Source organism: Allobrachymonas sp. (genome assembly GCF_041912815.1).
In the GTDB taxonomy this organism is placed as follows: domain Bacteria; phylum Pseudomonadota; class Gammaproteobacteria; order Burkholderiales; family Burkholderiaceae_C; genus Brachymonas.
The window spans coordinates 80,496-95,952 of record NZ_JAYRLV010000008.1; the positions used below are offsets into that span (position 1 = coordinate 80,496).

The 15,457-nt window shown below is 64.1% G+C and carries 16 protein-coding genes; 7 read left to right on the top strand and 9 right to left on the bottom strand.

Annotated elements, in window-relative coordinates; translation table 11 throughout:
- The first annotated feature begins 48 nt into the window (after positions 1-48).
- Positions 49-846, top strand: coding sequence for a ScpA family protein (locus tag ACE3P9_RS07885; protein ID WP_374493095.1), 798 nt, complete (start codon positions 49-51; stop codon positions 844-846).
- A gap of 96 nt (positions 847-942) precedes the next feature.
- Here ACE3P9_RS07885 and ACE3P9_RS07890 read toward each other — a convergent pair whose 3' ends face one another.
- From ACE3P9_RS07890 to ACE3P9_RS07905, 4 genes are all read right to left on the bottom strand, one after another.
- The gene (locus ACE3P9_RS07890) at positions 943-1,980 is read right to left on the bottom strand and encodes an NAD(P)H-dependent glycerol-3-phosphate dehydrogenase (protein WP_374493188.1); all 1,038 of its coding nucleotides are present in this window, start codon (positions 1,978-1,980) and stop codon (positions 943-945) included.
- Positions 1,981-2,165: 185 nt separating this feature from the next.
- A complete protein-coding gene (secB, locus tag ACE3P9_RS07895; RefSeq protein WP_374493096.1) occupies positions 2,166-2,633 on the bottom strand; it encodes a protein-export chaperone SecB in 468 nt (155 codons plus the stop codon).
- Positions 2,634-2,768: 135 nt separating this feature from the next.
- Positions 2,769-3,032 carry a glutaredoxin 3 gene (gene grxC / locus ACE3P9_RS07900; RefSeq protein WP_374493098.1) on the bottom strand — a complete coding sequence of 88 codons (264 nt, stop codon included), beginning with the start codon at positions 3,030-3,032 and terminating at the stop codon, positions 2,769-2,771.
- 75 nt (positions 3,033-3,107) lie between these two features.
- Complete coding sequence (locus tag ACE3P9_RS07905; RefSeq protein ID WP_374493099.1) at positions 3,108-3,506, bottom strand: rhodanese-like domain-containing protein; 399 nt, start codon at positions 3,504-3,506, stop codon at positions 3,108-3,110.
- 180 nt (positions 3,507-3,686) lie between these two features.
- Between ACE3P9_RS07905 and gpmA the strand changes: the two genes are divergently transcribed.
- From gpmA to ACE3P9_RS07920, 3 genes are all read left to right on the top strand, one after another.
- Entirely contained in the window at positions 3,687-4,430 is a 744-nt protein-coding gene (gene gpmA, locus ACE3P9_RS07910) for a 2,3-diphosphoglycerate-dependent phosphoglycerate mutase (protein WP_374493101.1), read from the top strand.
- A 323-nt stretch (positions 4,431-4,753) separates the two neighbouring features.
- On the top strand, positions 4,754-6,310 hold the full coding sequence (locus ACE3P9_RS07915) for a S41 family peptidase (RefSeq protein WP_374493103.1): 1,557 nt from the start codon (positions 4,754-4,756) through the stop codon (positions 6,308-6,310).
- 146 nt (positions 6,311-6,456) lie between these two features.
- Entirely contained in the window at positions 6,457-7,218 is a 762-nt protein-coding gene (locus ACE3P9_RS07920) for a ThiF family adenylyltransferase (protein WP_374493105.1), read from the top strand.
- A gap of 24 nt (positions 7,219-7,242) precedes the next feature.
- Here ACE3P9_RS07920 and ACE3P9_RS07925 read toward each other — a convergent pair whose 3' ends face one another.
- A complete protein-coding gene (locus tag ACE3P9_RS07925; protein WP_374493106.1) occupies positions 7,243-7,692 on the bottom strand; it encodes a DUF4124 domain-containing protein in 450 nt (149 codons plus the stop codon).
- Between the two features lie 215 nt (positions 7,693-7,907).
- Here ACE3P9_RS07925 and ACE3P9_RS07930 point away from each other — a divergent pair, with 215 nt between their 5' ends.
- From ACE3P9_RS07930 to ACE3P9_RS07940, 3 genes are all read left to right on the top strand, one after another.
- Positions 7,908-8,162 (top strand): type B 50S ribosomal protein L31, encoded by a 255-nt coding sequence (locus tag ACE3P9_RS07930; RefSeq protein ID WP_374493108.1) that lies wholly within the window; start codon positions 7,908-7,910, stop codon positions 8,160-8,162.
- Positions 8,163-8,357: 195 nt separating this feature from the next.
- Positions 8,358-10,139 (top strand): hypothetical protein, encoded by a 1,782-nt coding sequence (locus ACE3P9_RS07935; protein WP_374493110.1) that lies wholly within the window; start codon positions 8,358-8,360, stop codon positions 10,137-10,139.
- A 54-nt stretch (positions 10,140-10,193) separates the two neighbouring features.
- Positions 10,194-11,573 (top strand): MATE family efflux transporter, encoded by a 1,380-nt coding sequence (locus ACE3P9_RS07940; RefSeq protein WP_374493111.1) that lies wholly within the window; start codon positions 10,194-10,196, stop codon positions 11,571-11,573.
- A 66-nt stretch (positions 11,574-11,639) separates the two neighbouring features.
- Here ACE3P9_RS07940 and phoR read toward each other — a convergent pair whose 3' ends face one another.
- From phoR to pstB, 4 genes are all read right to left on the bottom strand, one after another.
- Positions 11,640-13,028 (bottom strand): phosphate regulon sensor histidine kinase PhoR, encoded by a 1,389-nt coding sequence (gene phoR, locus ACE3P9_RS07945; RefSeq protein WP_374493112.1) that lies wholly within the window; start codon positions 13,026-13,028, stop codon positions 11,640-11,642.
- Between the two features lie 189 nt (positions 13,029-13,217).
- Positions 13,218-13,925 carry a phosphate regulon transcriptional regulator PhoB gene (gene phoB, locus ACE3P9_RS07950; protein WP_374493114.1) on the bottom strand — a complete coding sequence of 236 codons (708 nt, stop codon included), beginning with the start codon at positions 13,923-13,925 and terminating at the stop codon, positions 13,218-13,220.
- 6 nt (positions 13,926-13,931) lie between these two features.
- Complete coding sequence (gene phoU / locus ACE3P9_RS07955; RefSeq protein WP_374493116.1) at positions 13,932-14,633, bottom strand: phosphate signaling complex protein PhoU; 702 nt, start codon at positions 14,631-14,633, stop codon at positions 13,932-13,934.
- A 21-nt stretch (positions 14,634-14,654) separates the two neighbouring features.
- Complete coding sequence (gene pstB, locus ACE3P9_RS07960; RefSeq protein WP_374493191.1) at positions 14,655-15,452, bottom strand: phosphate ABC transporter ATP-binding protein PstB; 798 nt, start codon at positions 15,450-15,452, stop codon at positions 14,655-14,657.
- Positions 15,453-15,457: the final 5 nt, after the last annotated feature.

Sequence of the window (15,457 nt, forward strand, 5' to 3'; positions counted from 1 at the left end):
TCAAGAACAGCCGTGCCTGCTCTTGCGTGTGCTCCGGACGAAGCAGATATGCCCGAGGCGGTTGACCATGTGGCCGTGGCGCGTCTGTACGGGGAACCGCTGTTCAACGTCCCGCAGGATCTCTACATCCCGCCGGAAGCTCTGGAGATCTTCCTCGAGGCCTTCGAGGGGCCCCTCGATCTGCTGCTCTATCTGATCCGGCGGCAGAACTTCAACATTCTCGACATTCCCATGGCTGCCGTGACGCGGCAGTATCTCGAATACGTCGAGGAAATCCGCAACCGCAATCTCGAACTTGCCGCCGAATACCTGCTCATGGCGGCCATGCTCATCGAGATCAAGTCGCGCATGCTGCTTCCCCCACGCCGCACACCCGAAGGCGAGGAGCCGGAGGACCCACGCGCAGAACTCGTCCGGCGCCTGCAGGAGTACGAACGCATCAAGCTGGCTGCCGCACAGCTCGCCACCCATCCACAGCAGGGGCGCGACTTTCTCCCCGCCCATGCCACCAGGTCGCAGGCCCCCGAGCCGCTGCGGCCCAGCGTGGGCCTGCAGGAACTCCGCACCGCCCTGTCTGACATCTTTCGGCGGGCTCGTCTTGTGCAGACCCACCGCATCACGCGCGAGGAACTCAGCGTGCGCGAACACATGACGCTGGTGCTCAGAACGCTGCAGGGACGACGTTTCGTGGCCTTCGAGGATCTGTTCGACCTCACCCGTGGAGTGCCCGTGCTGGTCGTCACCTTCGTGGCGTTGCTGGAACTGGCCAAGGAGTCGCTGGTCGACATCACCCAGGCGGCAGCCTACGCTCCCATCTACGTGCGCCTGGCGTACATCCCCGCCTGAGTCCCGCGTTCCGATACGGACTGCTTTCTGCTGCCGCGATCCGGCCGGCAAGGCAGAAGCCGCTGTCTCGTTCGGTCCCCCATGGCCGTCGCACACTCATCCGTGTTCACTGCGGGCATCACGCTCCATCAGCATGACCGCCGTCTCCACGGGGCTGATGCTCCCGTCGAGCAGCGCCACCACGCACCGGGTGATGGGCATATCCACCCCGAGCGACTCGGCACGCGCCAGCACCGTGCGCGCGCAATACACCCCCTCGGCCACATGGCCCAGGCTGCGCACAGCCGCATCGGCATCGAGCCCCTGCGCCAGCAGCAGCCCCACCCGGCGATTCCGGCTGAGGTCGCCGGTCGCCGTCAGCACCAGATCGCCCATGCCACTCAACCCCATGAAGGTGGTCTCGTCCGCCCCCAGCGCCACCCCCAGACGTGTCATCTCGGCCAGCCCACGGGTCAGCAGCGCTGCCCGGGCATTCTGGCCGGGCATGATGCGCGCGGATGCCAGCTGCGCCTGCTGGGCAGCCAGACCGTCGAGCACGCCGGTGGCGATGGCCAGCACGTTCTTGACGGCACCGCCAACCTCCACCCCCATCCAGTCCCGGCTGCTGTAGACACGCATGTCCCGTCCGTGCATGGCGCGAACGGCAGCACGGCAGACGGCTTCATGCGGGCTGGCCGCCACCAGTGCCGTGGGCTGACGACGCGCCACCTCCTGTGCAAAGCTCGGCCCACTCAGCACGCCTGCCACCAGATCGGGAACCACCTCGGCCATGACCTCATGTGGCAGCAACCCCCAGAGCGCGCCCGGGCGCGCCTGCTCGAAGCCCTTGCACAGCCAGACCACCGGAACGGGTGAACCGCGCAGGGCCGTCAGCTGCGCACGCAATCCCGCAACAGGGCAGGCAATGACCACCAGGTCACAGGCCGCCACCTCGACAGCACCCGCCAGCCCAGCCCGGGTCTGCAGCCCTTCAGGGAAATCAGCACCGGGCAGATAGCGCGCATTGGTGCGCTGGAGCTGCATGGCTGCGGCATGGTCCTCATGACGCGCCCACAGCGTCACCTCGTGATGCCGCGCCATCTGGATGGCCACCGCCGTACCCCAGGCCCCGGCCCCCAGCACGGCAATCTGCATGGGGCGGGAAGAAGGAGAAGGAAGCGTCGTCATGGGAAGCTCTGGACAGCGTGTCTGGAAAAGAGAGGAAAACCGGAACCTGCCTCCTCATGCAAGGAGACAGAAAGACAGGGGCACAGAAAAAACCCCGCGCAGCGATTGCCTGTCGCCCACGGGGTCGGAAGCAGCGCTGCATGCGCTCCTTTTTACTGCATCGACGTGGCGCCGTCTGCAGCGGCCGCAGCCTGTTGCTGCTCGTACATGGCCTGGAAATTGATCTCGGCCAGATGCACGGGCGGGAAGCCGGCACGCTGCACCAGATCGGCCACATTGCCGCGCAGGTAGGGGAACACGATCTGCGGGCAGGCCACGCTCAGAATGCCGCCCATCTGTTCTTCGGGAATGTTGCGAATCTCGAAGATACCCGCCTGCTTGGCTTCCACCAGGAACACGGTACGGTCATCGGAAAGCTTGGTCTGCACCGTGGCCATCACCGTCACTTCGTAGACGCCTTCGGCGATCTCCTCTGCTCCCAGAGAGAGCTGGATCTCGACGTTGGGCGTTTCCTGCTCCAGCAGGATGGCCGGCGAATTGGGCTGTTCGAGCGATGCCTCCTTGAGGTACATGCGCTGGATGCTGAACACGGGATCTGCAATCTGGGAATCGTCGGCCATGATGGAAATACACCTTGTGTGTGGAAAGCATCCATTATGGCAGGGTGCAAATGCAGTCCTCGAGCCCTGCAGGTGCAAGGACTGAACAGGATCAAGAAACGTCCCGTCCCTGCCACCCCGCTCCCAATCCGTCCGTCAGTGTCCCTGCTGCAGGAGAGGCATGAGCCCCCCCTGCTGATCGAGCGCAATCAGATCATCGCAGCCACCGACATGCAGGTCACCGATGAAGATCTGCGGCACCGTTCTGCGCCCGGTGATTTCCATCATGTGCGCGCGCTGGGCAGCATCCTGGTCGACGCGGATCTCCTGAATGTCCTCCACCCCCCTGTTCTTGAGCAGCTGCTTGGCCCGAACGCAATAAGGGCAGAACGCGGTGGTGTACATCGTGACTTGTGACATGGCAGAACCTTCTGGAATCTCCGGTGGGACTTTCCTGCCCTCTGTACAGGCAGAAAACGGTCCGCATCCACCGCCTCAGCGGGACGCGGCTCCCTTGACGACCGGCATGTTCGCATTTTTCCAGCCGCCCATGCCGCCAGCCACGGAAAAGGCCTGCTCATAGCCCAGTTTTCGGGCGACCTGCATGGCACGGGAAGAGCGCACGCCCGATGTGCAGATGAACATCACCGGCACATTCTTGTTTTTCACCATCTGCGGAAGGCGGGCTTCCACTTCAGCCAGGGGCAGGTGCCTGGCCTGTGCAATGTGCTCGGCCGCGTAATCGGCGGCATCCCGCACGTCGATGAGCACGCCCTTCTCGCGATTGAGCTTCTGTACCGTCTCCGAGACTGCAATGCCGGCCTGCCCCATGCCTCCGGAAAGCGTCTGCCAGAGCAGCATGGCCCCGGAACCGACGGCAACCAAGATCAACATCCAGTTATGAACAACGAAATCCACCACAATTTTCTCCAAACGGCTGCCCGGAATTTCAGGCGTCAGCGGGAGATTCTAAAATAGACAGATTGCCCACCGGGGCCCACCCCGGCACCTGCCGCGTTTCAGGCGGCAGAAAAGGCCCTCTTTCGCAGTTTTCTCATCAACGACACGCACACCATGTACCAACTCGTTCTGATCCGCCATGGCGAATCCACCTGGAACCTCGACAACCGTTTTACCGGCTGGATGGATGTCGATCTCACGCCCACGGGCATTGCCCAGGCCCAGCAGGCCGGCAAGCTGCTGACCGAGGCCGGTTTCGAATTCGACCAGGCCTATACGAGCGTGCTCAAGCGTGCCATCCACACCCTCTGGCACTGCCTCGATTCCATGGATCGCCCCTGGCTGCCGACGCAGTGCTCCTGGCGCCTCAACGAGCGTCACTACGGAGGGCTGCAGGGTCTCGACAAGGCCGAGACCGCCCGCAAGTACGGAGATGATCAGGTGCTGGTCTGGCGCCGCAGCTACGACGTGCCGCCGCCCGCGCTCGAGGCCGACGATCCGCGCTCGCAGCGCAGCGACATCCGCTATGCCGGCCTGCCCACCGAAGACATTCCCCTGACCGAATGCCTCAAGGACACCATTGCGCGGGTGCTGCCCTTCTGGAACGACACCATTGCCCCTGCCATCCTGTCCGGCAAGCGCGTGCTGGTCGCCGCCCATGGCAACTCCATCCGTGCCCTCATCAAGTACCTGGACGGCGTTTCCGACTCCGACATCGTGGGACTGAACATTCCCAACGGCATCCCGCTCGTGTATGAGCTCGATGCCGACCTCAAGCCGATCCGCCACTACTACCTCGGCGACAGCGCGGCGGCCGAAGCCGCAGCCAAGGCAGTGGCGCAGCAGGGCAAGCAGTAAGCAGGTGCCGCGAACCGGCTGCGCCCCCACTGCGCAGCCGTTGCACTGGCTGGCATAGGTGGCACTGGCCCAATGCCAGCATGCCCACGGCGCCTCTGGCGCCGTTTTGCATGGCCGCTGACTTCGCGTTACACATGATTCGCCCCTGTGCTCCCATGGGGCTGACGTGCAGCGTGTATAGTCTTCGTGTCCCTGTGGGCAGGAGCCGGCTCGAGGAGCCTGCTGGTGTCTTCGTGCAGATCGACCTCCATGGCCCCCGGACACTTTCCACACAGATTGAGATGGCCACCTCTCGCACGGCCAGGCAGCAGAAGGGTTGATTCATGGGTTCCAAGTTGAAAGCGGCAGGGTGGGTATCGATCGGAGTGCTCACGGGGGCCCTGGCCACCGTGTCGGTCCAGACCGCCGCGCGCAGCACCACGACCCCGCTTCCGCTCGACGAGCTCCAGCAGTTTGCCGCTGTGTACGGCATGATCAAGAGCAACTACGTCGAGCCGGTTGACGACAAGAAGCTCATCACCGATGCCATCTCCGGCATGGTGTCCGGCCTCGATCCGCATTCCCAGTATTTCGACAAGCAGTCGTTCAAGGAATTCAAGGAAAGCACGAGCGGCAAGTTCGTCGGGGTAGGCATCGAGATCAGCCAGGAAGACGGCCTCATCAAGGTCGTGTCCCCCATCGAGGGGTCTCCTGCCGACAAGGCAGGCATCAAGGCCGGTGATCTCATCACCCGAATCGACGACAGGCCCGTGCGCGGCATGTCCATCAACGATGCGGTCAAGCGCATGCGCGGCAAGGCCAACACCAAGGTCACGCTGCTGATCTTCCGCAAGGCAGAGAACCGCACCTTCCCGGTCACCATCACCCGTGCCGAGATCCGCACCCAGTCGGTGCGCGCCAAGATGATCGAGCCCGGCTATGGCTGGATCCGCATCACCCAGTTCCAGGAACGCACCACCGAGGACTTCGTCAAGAAGGTGGAGGATCTGTACCGCCAGAACCCCGACATGAAGGGGCTGGTGCTCGACCTCCGCAACGATCCCGGTGGCCTGCTCGAATCGGCCGTGGCCGTGTCCTCGGCCTTCCTGCCTGCCGACAGCGTGGTGGTATCCACCAAGGGCCAGATTCCCGAAAGCAACACCGTCTACCGCGCCACCCCGCGCGACTATGTGCGCTCCTTCCTGGGCAGCGACCCGCTGCAGGGTCTGCCACCCGCACTCAAGAAGGTGCCGCTCGTCGTGCTGGTCAACGAAGGCTCTGCCTCTGCAAGCGAGATCGTGGCTGGCGCCCTCAAGGACCACAAGCGCGCCATCATCATGGGCAACCAGACCTTCGGCAAGGGCTCCGTGCAGACGGTGCGCCCGCTGGGTCCGGATACCGGACTCAAGATCACCACGGCGCGCTACTACACCCCAAGCGGCAAGTCGATCCAGGCCACCGGCATCGTGCCCGACATCCTGGTCGATGAAACCCCCGAGGGCAGTCCCTACGCCATCCTGCGCACGCGGGAAGCCGACCTCGACCACCACATCACCAACGGCACAGGGGCTGGCAAGCCCGATGCCGCGGCGGACAAGGCCCGTGAAAAGGCCCGCGACGAAGCCCTGCAAAAACTCGAAAGCGAAGCCAAGAAGAAGCCCGAAGACCTCAAGCTGCCCGAATACGGCAGCGACAAGGACTTCCCGCTGATCCAGGCCCTGCGCAAGCTCAAGGGCGAAACGGTCGTGGTCAGCAAGACCCTCACGGTCCGCACGCTCGATGCCAGCGACAAGACCTCGAATGCCGACCACACGGCCAAGGCCGCACGCAAGCCGGCCTCCGCTCCCAGCCAGGTGGCTCCTGCCCCCGTGCATCGTCCGTCCCAGCCTGCCTCGCACTGAGACGGGGATCTGATGGCGCCTCCTCGCGGCGGTGTGCTCCACGGAACCACCACCGGAGGGCGCGCACGGGCTTTCTCTTCTTCCACGAAGGCATGAGGCCCGGCCCCCTGCCTTCTCTCCTGGCCCTGAATCTGTCTGCACTGTCCATGAACGACGCACAGCTCCTGCGATACTCCCGGCATCTCATGCTCAATGAAATCGACGTGGAGGGGCAGGAGCGCCTGCTTGCTGCCCGTGTACTCATCGTGGGTGCGGGCGGGCTCGGTTCTCCCGCCGCGCTGTACCTGGGAAGCGCAGGGGTGGGGCACCTGACCATCGTGGATGACGACACGGTGGACGCCACCAACCTGCAGCGCCAGATCGCCCATACGCAGTCGCGCATCGGCCTGGAAAAGGCCCTGTCGATCCGTGAGGCCGTACAGGCCATCAATCCCGACGTCGTGGTCGAGCCGGTGATCGCCCGCGCCGATGAAGCCCTGCTGGCGAAGCTGGTGCCTGCGGCCGATGTCGTGCTGGACTGCACGGACAACTTCCTCACACGGCAGCGTGTCAACCGTGCCTGCGTCGAGGCAGGCAGGCCCCTGGTGTGGGGAGCCGCCATCCGTTTCGATGCCCAGCTCGGTGTCTATGATCCCAGGCAGAAGGACAGTCCCTGCTACGCATGCACCTTCGATCCCGCCTCAGCACCCACCGAAGAGCGCTGCGCCACGATGGGGGTCTTTGCCCCGCTGGTGGGCATGATCGGAAGCATGCAGGCCGCCGAGGCCATCAAGCTGATCTGCGGCATGGCAAGCGATCTCACCCGCTCCATGCTGCTCGTCGATGCCAGAGGCATGCGCTTCATGCCCATCGGGCTGTCATGCCGCAGCGACTGCCCCGTCTGCGGAAATCCGGCTCACGGTCACTGAGCCGGCGACGAGCCCTCCCCTTCCTCAGTCACACTGCGGCATGGGTACGGCCTGACAGTGCTGGAAGGCATCGGCACGGGTCTTGCCGCCTTCGATCTTGTAGCGTCCAAAGCAGGCCTCGCTCTCCTGGTAGGCGCGCATCTGGCGTTCGCAGGCTTCCCGGTTGGTGACCTGGCGTTCCGTGGAGGCATCCGACATGGCGGATCCGCCAGCCGAGCCTTTCTGCGCACTGCTCGCCGGAGTGGACGCGGCATGCGCCGGTCGGGCAGCAACCTTGGGCGATACGGCAAAACCGCCGTTCTGCACCTGGACATGCAGCAGTCTGGCCTTTTTGCGATAGGCAGGAGGCACCACATCGCCTATATGCACCGCGCCGCGGGAATCGGTCCAGCGGTAGATATCGCCAGCATGAGTGAGGGCGGCAGCCCCCATGGCGGCCGCGGCCATGAAACCGATACGGAAAAATCGTGACATCACAGGGTCTCCAGGGCATTTCCATGCGCCCCATGACGCATTGTAGGCAGCTGCTTCCGATTTTGCGGCAGAGAGATGCAAGGGCATGGCACGTACAGCGTGCGCCTGCATTGGACGTGGCTGAATATTCATGGGATAATCAAAAGCTTTGATGCGGAAAGTACAACTGGAATAGGCCGGTTGCGGCTACCGCAGCGACACTGAGGAAAATCCCCATGAAAGAAGGCATCCACCCCGAATATCGCGAAGTGTGCTTCGTCGACCTGTCCAACGGCTTCCAGTTCGTGACCCATTCCTGCGTGAACACCAAGGAAACCGTCAAGCTCGACGATGGCCGTGAACTGCCCCTCTTCAAGCTCGATACCTCCAGCGAATCCCATCCCTTCTACACCGGCACCCAGAAGTCGGTGGACAGCATGGGCGGCCGCGTAGAGAAGTTCCGCAACCGCTACGCCAAGAAGCGCGCCTGATCCTGTTGCTGTGCAACGCGCATCCCTGGCCCCTGGCCGGTGCGCGTTTTGCAGTGGCTCGCTCCAGAGCTTCCCGAAGCAGCCTCCGGCTGCTTTTTTTGTTTCCATGCCATAGCGGCCTGATCGGCACACAGGCTCCCATCGCACATGGGGCACGCTACACTGCCCGCACTCCTCCCTTTCCCTGCCCGACAAGTGAACCTTCCCACTCCTGCCATCGTGAGCCAGGCTGGCGTGCGACGCCTCCCGCGCCTGGGGCTGCTGCTTTTCTGTGCTGTCTATGTGATGGCAGGATTCGTGGGTCGCGCGCCCTGGAAGCGTGTCGACATCACCAGCTTCGGCTACATGCTGGAGCTGGCGCATGGCCATGGCGCATGGCTGCGTCCCGGGCTGCTGGGAGAATCCGCCTACTTCGATGCCCTGCTGCCTTATTGGCTTGGAGCCGGGGTGATCCGCCTGACTCCTGCTGGCATCGACCCGTTTCTGGCCGTGCGCGTGCTGTTCATGGGGCTGCTGGCCCTGACGCTGCTGGCTGTGTGGTTCGGCATTTACTATCTGGCCCGCACACCCCAGGCGCAGCCCGTTTCCTTCGCCTTCGGGGGAGAGGCCAGACCGAGCGACTATGCACGGGCACTGGCCGATGGCGGGCTGCTTGCCTTCGTGGCCTGCCTGGGACTGGCACAGAGCGCACACGAGGTGGGACCGGGGCTGGTACAGCTCTGCGCGAGCGCCCTGCTGCTCTACGCCCTGGCGGCACTGCCGTACCACGTCTTCGGCCCCATTCTGGCCGGTGTGCTGGGCATGGTGGGACTGACGCTTTCGGGGGCTCCGGTTCTGGCGGTGGCCTTTGGCCTGCTGGGGGCCCTGATCCATGCCCGGCGCGGCACCGAATGGGCCGAACAGGCGCGGCAGGGACTGGAATACGAACAGCATCCGGAAGAACTGGCACGGGTGCAGCGCAGCCGCTGGTACTGGGTGGCCGGTCTGTTGCTGCTGGCTGTGGGCTGTGCAGTCACGAGCACGCTGCTGGATCTGTGGCGCTGGCGTCTGCAGCCTCTCTCGGCCCAATGGGTGCCGTGGCGCAATCTGCTGCGCACCTACCTGTGGTTCACCTGGCCGACCTGGCCCTTTGCCATCTGGACCCTGTGGCGGTGGCGTCAGATGTGGCGCCACCAGGTGCTGAGCCGCCATATTGCGCTGCCCCTGGCTGTCATTGTGCTGTGCACGATCAGCCAGGTGATCTCGGAACGCAGCGACACCATTCTGGTGATGTCCCTGCCCAGCTACGCGGCGCTTGCGGCCTTTGCACTGCCGACGTTCAGACGCAGCGCGGGAGCCTTCATCGACTGGTTCAGCCTCATGTTCTTCACCTTTGCCGGAGTCATGCTGTGGTATCTGTGGAGCGCCATGCTGACAGGACACCCGGCGGGACTCGCTGCCGGCATCGATCGCAAGCTCTCCGGCTATGTCCCGGGTTTCCTGTGGCTGCCTTTCCTGGCGGGGCTGGGGGTGACGCTGGGCTGGGTGGCACTGGCACGCTGGCGTACGCGCAGGCTGCCTCCGGCCATCTGGAAAAGCATGATCCTGCCTTCAGGCGGTGTGGTGCTGTGCTGGGCACTGGCCATGACCATCTGGCTCCCGCCGCTCGACTTTGCTCGCAGCTATGTGCCCATGGTGCAGGAAATCCAGCGCGTGATGCAGCAGGCATCCCCACTGCCGAACCACCGTGAAAGCGGCAATATTGCCGGTTGTGCGCAGGAATACGGTCTTGATGACGCCCAGATCACTGCGCTGCAATACCATGCTCGCTTGACCGTGACGCGCGACCGCAGCAGCACCTGCCGCTGGCTGATGGTGGGAGAAGGATCGATGCCGATTCTGGCCCATGCCTTGCCCATTGCCCCTTGGAAGATGCTGGGGATTGCGCGACGGCCTACCGACCCTGCTGAAGCCATCTACGTATTCGTGCGTCGCTGACGAACGACCGCCGGAGCAAATGTCCAGCAGGGGCGATTTTCCAGATAGTGCCCCATGCCATCACGTCTCTTCGCCCTGCCCCGCCTGTTCGATCTGCGTGCCATGCTGCAGCATGCCACCACCATCTGGATCGGGCAATTGGCGGTCATGGCCTTCGCGATTGCCGATACGCTCATTGCGGGCCGATACGCCACCGAGGCCCTGGCCGCCCTGTCGGTGGGCACGGCCATCTATTTCAGCGTGTACATCGGCCTGCAGGGGTTCATCCAGTCGCTGCTGCCGCTGTGGGCGCGGATGCATGGGGCGCGGAAGATGGAGGAACTGGGGTTCAGCGTGCGGCAGACGGTCTACATTCAGGCAGGCTGCACACTGCTGGGGGCCATGGCGCTGCTCTTTCCCGATCCAGTGCTGCGTCTGGCCGGAGTGCCGGGCACAGTCCAGCCGCTGGTGCGTGACTACCTGGCCGTGCAGGCCCTGACGCTGCCACTTGCCCTGGTGGCCCGCAGCTTCAACACCTTCAGCCAGAGCATCGGTCGGCCGGAATGGGTCACCCGCCTGCAGGCTGGGGGGCTGCTGGTCAAGCTCCCGCTGTCACTGTGGTTCACGTTCGGTGGGCTGGGGCTGTCGCCCGCAGGGCTGGTGGGCTGTGCCTGGGCCACCTTTGTCACCCAGGCGCTGATGGCAGTGGTGATCGGTCGACTGGTAAGCCGCCATCCCCACTATCTGCCCTATGCCCTCTGGCGCCGCCCCGAAAGGCCGCATGGCCCGACGCTGCGCGCCTTTGTCCATCTGGGATTGCCGGGCAGCGTGGCGATCTGGGTGGAAGTGACTTCGTTCACCACCATGGCACTTCTGGTGGCGCCCATGGGAACGGTGGCCTCGGGCGCGCAACAGATTGCCAGCAACATGGCGGCCGTGCTGTACATGTGGCCCCTGTCGCTGGCCATTGCCGCCAGCACGCGCGTGAGCTACTGGCGCGGCGCCCGACGCCATGCCTGCTCGATTGCAGCCTTGCGCACGGGGCTGTGGGTGGCTGCAGGCAGTGCCGTGATGGCCTCTGCCCTGACCCTGGTGTTTCGCAGCGTGATCGTGCACTGGTATTCGGATGCACCGGATGTCACGCGCATTGCTGCTTCGCTGCTGATCTTCGTGGCTGCCTACCATCTGGCCGATGCCATGCAGACCATGGGACTGTTTCTGCTGCGCTGCTTCGAGGTGGTACGTACCCCGGCCTTCATCTATACCCTGCTGCTGTGGGGGATCGGACTGGGAGCAGGCCACTGGCTGGCCTATGGGGTACGGTCGGCAGGGGGCATGGATCTGCACAGCCCCGATGCTTTCTGGATGACCACCGTGGTGGCACTGAGCGGTGTGGCGCTGCTGTTCATGCTCCTGCTGAGGATGCAGATCCGCCGCATACCTGCCATGGCCTGAACCCCGTCACAGGGATCAGACAGCCCACCTGACTGAGCAGCGGTATGGTCCGCCCCAGCAGGCCCCTCACTCGACTGCGGCCAGAATCGGTCTGTCGTGCAGCGGAGCGGCATCGACATGGCAGACCCGCTGTGCCGGAAACTCCAGCGCAAAGCATGACCCCATGCCCAGGTCGCTCGTGATCTGCAGCTCGGCCCCATGACGCTGGGCCACGTGCTTGACGATGGCAAGCCCCAGCCCCGTGCCACCGGTTTCGCGCGACCGGCTGTGGTCGATGCGGTAGAAGCGCTCGGTCAGGCGGGGCAGATGTTCGCGGGCGATGCCCGGACCGCTGTCGCGCACTTCGAGGCGCACCCCCCCCTCGGGCAGCATGCGTGCCGAGGCGATGATCGTTCCTCCGAAGGGGGTATAGCGCACGGCATTGCCAAGCAAATTCCCGAAGGCGCTTTCCAGCTCGGTCCGGCTGCCGAGCACGCACAGAGAGTCGTCCACCTGCACGTCGGCCTGCACCTGATGTTCGGGGTGTTCTCCATTGGCCAGCACGCCGGACAGGGCCTGTGCGTTGGCACAGCTCTGCGCGAGCAGATCGCGCACGACGATGCGTTCGCTGAGGTCGGGAGGTGGACTGCCCTCCAGCCGCGACAGGGCCAGCAGATCCTGCACCAGTGCCTGCATGCGGCCTGCCTGCTGCGCCATGAGGGCCAGATAGTGGGCCTGTTCCTCGGAGCTGAGCTCCACGCTCTGCATGGTTTCGATGAATCCCGAGAGAACGGTGAGCGGGGTGCGGATCTCGTGGGAGACGTTGGCCACGAAGTCACGGCGCATGCGGTCCGCCTGTTCAATGGCGGTGATGTCACGCGACAGCAGCAGGCGCTTGCCCTCCCCATAGGGAAAGAACTGCACCGACAGGCGCACCGGACGCTGCGTCGTGTGCTTGCGGCCCACGATGACCACGCCCGTGCCGCTCAGCGGCTGCACCCAGTAGCGCACGAAATCCGGATTGCGCACGAGGTGGATGATGTGCTGGCCCAGATCATGCGGATTCTGGAATCCGAAGTGTTCGGCCGCGATGAAGTTGAACCATTCCATGCGCCCGACCTCGTCGAGCAGCACCACGCCCATGGGCGAGGCCTGCATGGCATCGAGAAAGACATCGAGCTTGTCTTCGGCCGCCAGGGTGTTGCGCAGGTGGCGGCGATGCTGCACGTCTGCGGCTTCGGACATTTCGCCCCACATCAGCGGCAGACCCGGTGCGGGAGTGGACAGACCGCGCCGCACCCACAGCAGGTAGCGCCAGCCCAGCCAGCTGTCCCATGCCAGCCAGGCCATGTCGAACAGCACCAGCCACAGCAGCACCATGCGCGAATCGAAGGCATCCTGCCGAAGGTCCAGCCACCAGGCCAGCCCCAGCGAGATGACATGCACGATCGTCAACCAGGTCAGACGCCAACTCATGTTCGTATACCCACCTTGTGTTCTAGTGTGGCATCTCCCGCAGGCCCGGAAACGATGCGGAGAAGGTGCGGAAAGGTTTTTTAGCGCGGCAGGCCCGATGAGAAGATGTGCTCCGCCCCGCACGCCAGCAGGAATCGGCTGCGGGCCGCACGGCCGCATCCATCGCCTGCAGCAGTGCGCCTCCTGCGCTCAGCGTGCCGTGGCGACGGGGGCGTGGGCCGTGATGCGGTATCCGGCTCCGCGCACGGTTTCGATCATGGGGGCCGCAGGCCCCATCGACTCGCGCAAGCGCTTGACATGCACGTCCACGGTCCTCTCCTCGATGAACACGTGGTCGCCCCATACCCGATCGAGCAGCTGCGCACGGGTGTGCACCCGCTCGGCATTGCGCATGAGGTAGTGCAGCAGCTTGAACTCCGTCGGCCCCAGCTTGATGGGCTGATCGCCGAAATGCACGCGATAGGTTCCCGTGTCGAGCGTGAGCCGGCCCAGCTCCAGCAGGGTTGTCTCGGGTTCCGGGGCTCGGCGCCGCAGCACGGCACGGATGCGCGCGAGCAGTTCCTTGGTCGAAAAGGGCTTGGTGATGTAGTCATCGGCCCCTACGTCGAGCCCTGCCACGCGGTCGTTCTCGTCACCTCGTGCCGTGAGCAGGATGATGGGCACCTGGCGGGTGCGCGCATCGGCCCGCCAGCGCCGCGCCAGCTGCAGTCCGCTTTCGCCAGGCAGCATCCAGTCCAGCAGGACCAGGTCGGGGAGCTGGGCATCGAGCTCCCGCTGGGCCACTGCCCCATCCGTGGCCCAGGTGATCTGGTACCCGTTGTGGCGCAGGTTGACCGCGATCAGCTCGGCAATGGGGGCTTCGTCCTCGACGACGAGAATTCTCGGCTGAATCTTCATGACCCGTCAGTTCAGTTGCGATTCAATGGTCTGCAGGGGGGTGTGGCGCACATCGAGGCCATTGACGATGTAGATCACGCTTTCCGCAATGTTCTTGGCATGGTCACCGATGCGCTCGATGGACTTGGCCAGGAACATCAGGTCCAGGCTGGCGGTGATGGTGCGCGGATCTTCCATCATGTAGGTCACGAGCTTGCGCATGAAGCCGTCGTATTCGGCATCGATCATGTTGTCCTCGCGCAGGATGTCGAGAGCAATGCGCACATCGAGACGCGCAAAGGCGTCGAGCGACTTGCGCAGCAGATCGCTGGCCAGGCTCGCGCCGACCCGCAGCTCGGAAGAAGGCAGCGACCGGGCAAAGCCCGACTGGATGACCCCCTGCACGGTGCGGGCGATCTTGGCAGCCTCGTCGCCGGCACGCTCCAGGTTGGCCGTGGTGCGCGAGATGGCGATGAGCAGGCGCAGATCGCGCGCCGTGGGCTGCCGACGGCCGATGATGGAGGTCATCTCGTGGTCGATCTCCATTTCCATGGCGTTGACCTGGGGCTCGTTCTTGAGCACGGACTGGGCCACATCGGCGTCGTAGTCGATCATGGCCTCGACCGCCTGGCGCATTTGCTGCTCCACGAGGCCTCCCATTTCCATCACCATGCTCGACACGTGGTTGAGCTCGGCGTCGAACTGGCTGGACAGATGCTTTTCAGGCATGGCTATTTCTCCCTCTGTACATCAGCCGAAACGGCCGGTGATGTAGTCTTCGGTCTCCTGCCGCTTGGGCTTGAAGAACATTTCCTTGGTATCGCCGAATTCGATCAGGTTGCCCAGATACATATAGGCGGTGTTGTCGCTGCAGCGTGCGGCCTGCTGCATGTTGTGGGTGACGATGACCACGGTGTATTCGCTCTTGAGCTCGGCAATGAGCTCTTCGACCTTGCTGGTGGAGATCGGGTCGAGGGCGGAGCACGGCTCGTCGAGCAGGAGCACCTCCGGCTTGATGGCGATCCCACGCGCAATGCACAGGCGCTGCTGCTGGCCGCCGGAAAGGCCCGAGCCACTCTGTCCGAGCTTGTCCTTCACTTCGTTCCACAGGGCTGCCTTGCGCAGGGCCCATTCGACACGCTCTTCCATCTCGGCCTTGCCCAGATTCTCGAACAGGCGCACACCGAAGGCAATGTTGTCATGGATGGACATGGGGAACGGCGTGGGCTTCTGGAAGACCATGCCGATCTTGGCGCGAATGAGCGCCACGTCCTTCTTGCGGTCGAGCAGATCCTCGCCGTCGAGCGTGACCGAACCCTCGGCCCGCTGATCGGGATAGAGCTCGTACATGCGGTTGAAGATGCGCAGCAGCGTGGACTTGCCACACCCGGAAGGACCGATGAAGGCAGTGACCTGCTTCTCGGGAATGTCCAGGTTGATGCCCTTGAGCGCATGGAACTTGCCATAGTAGAAGTTCAGGTTGCGCACCGACAGCTTGGCAGGCGACAGGAAGGGAGCAGAAGCAGTAGCGGGAACGGCACTCACGATGGATG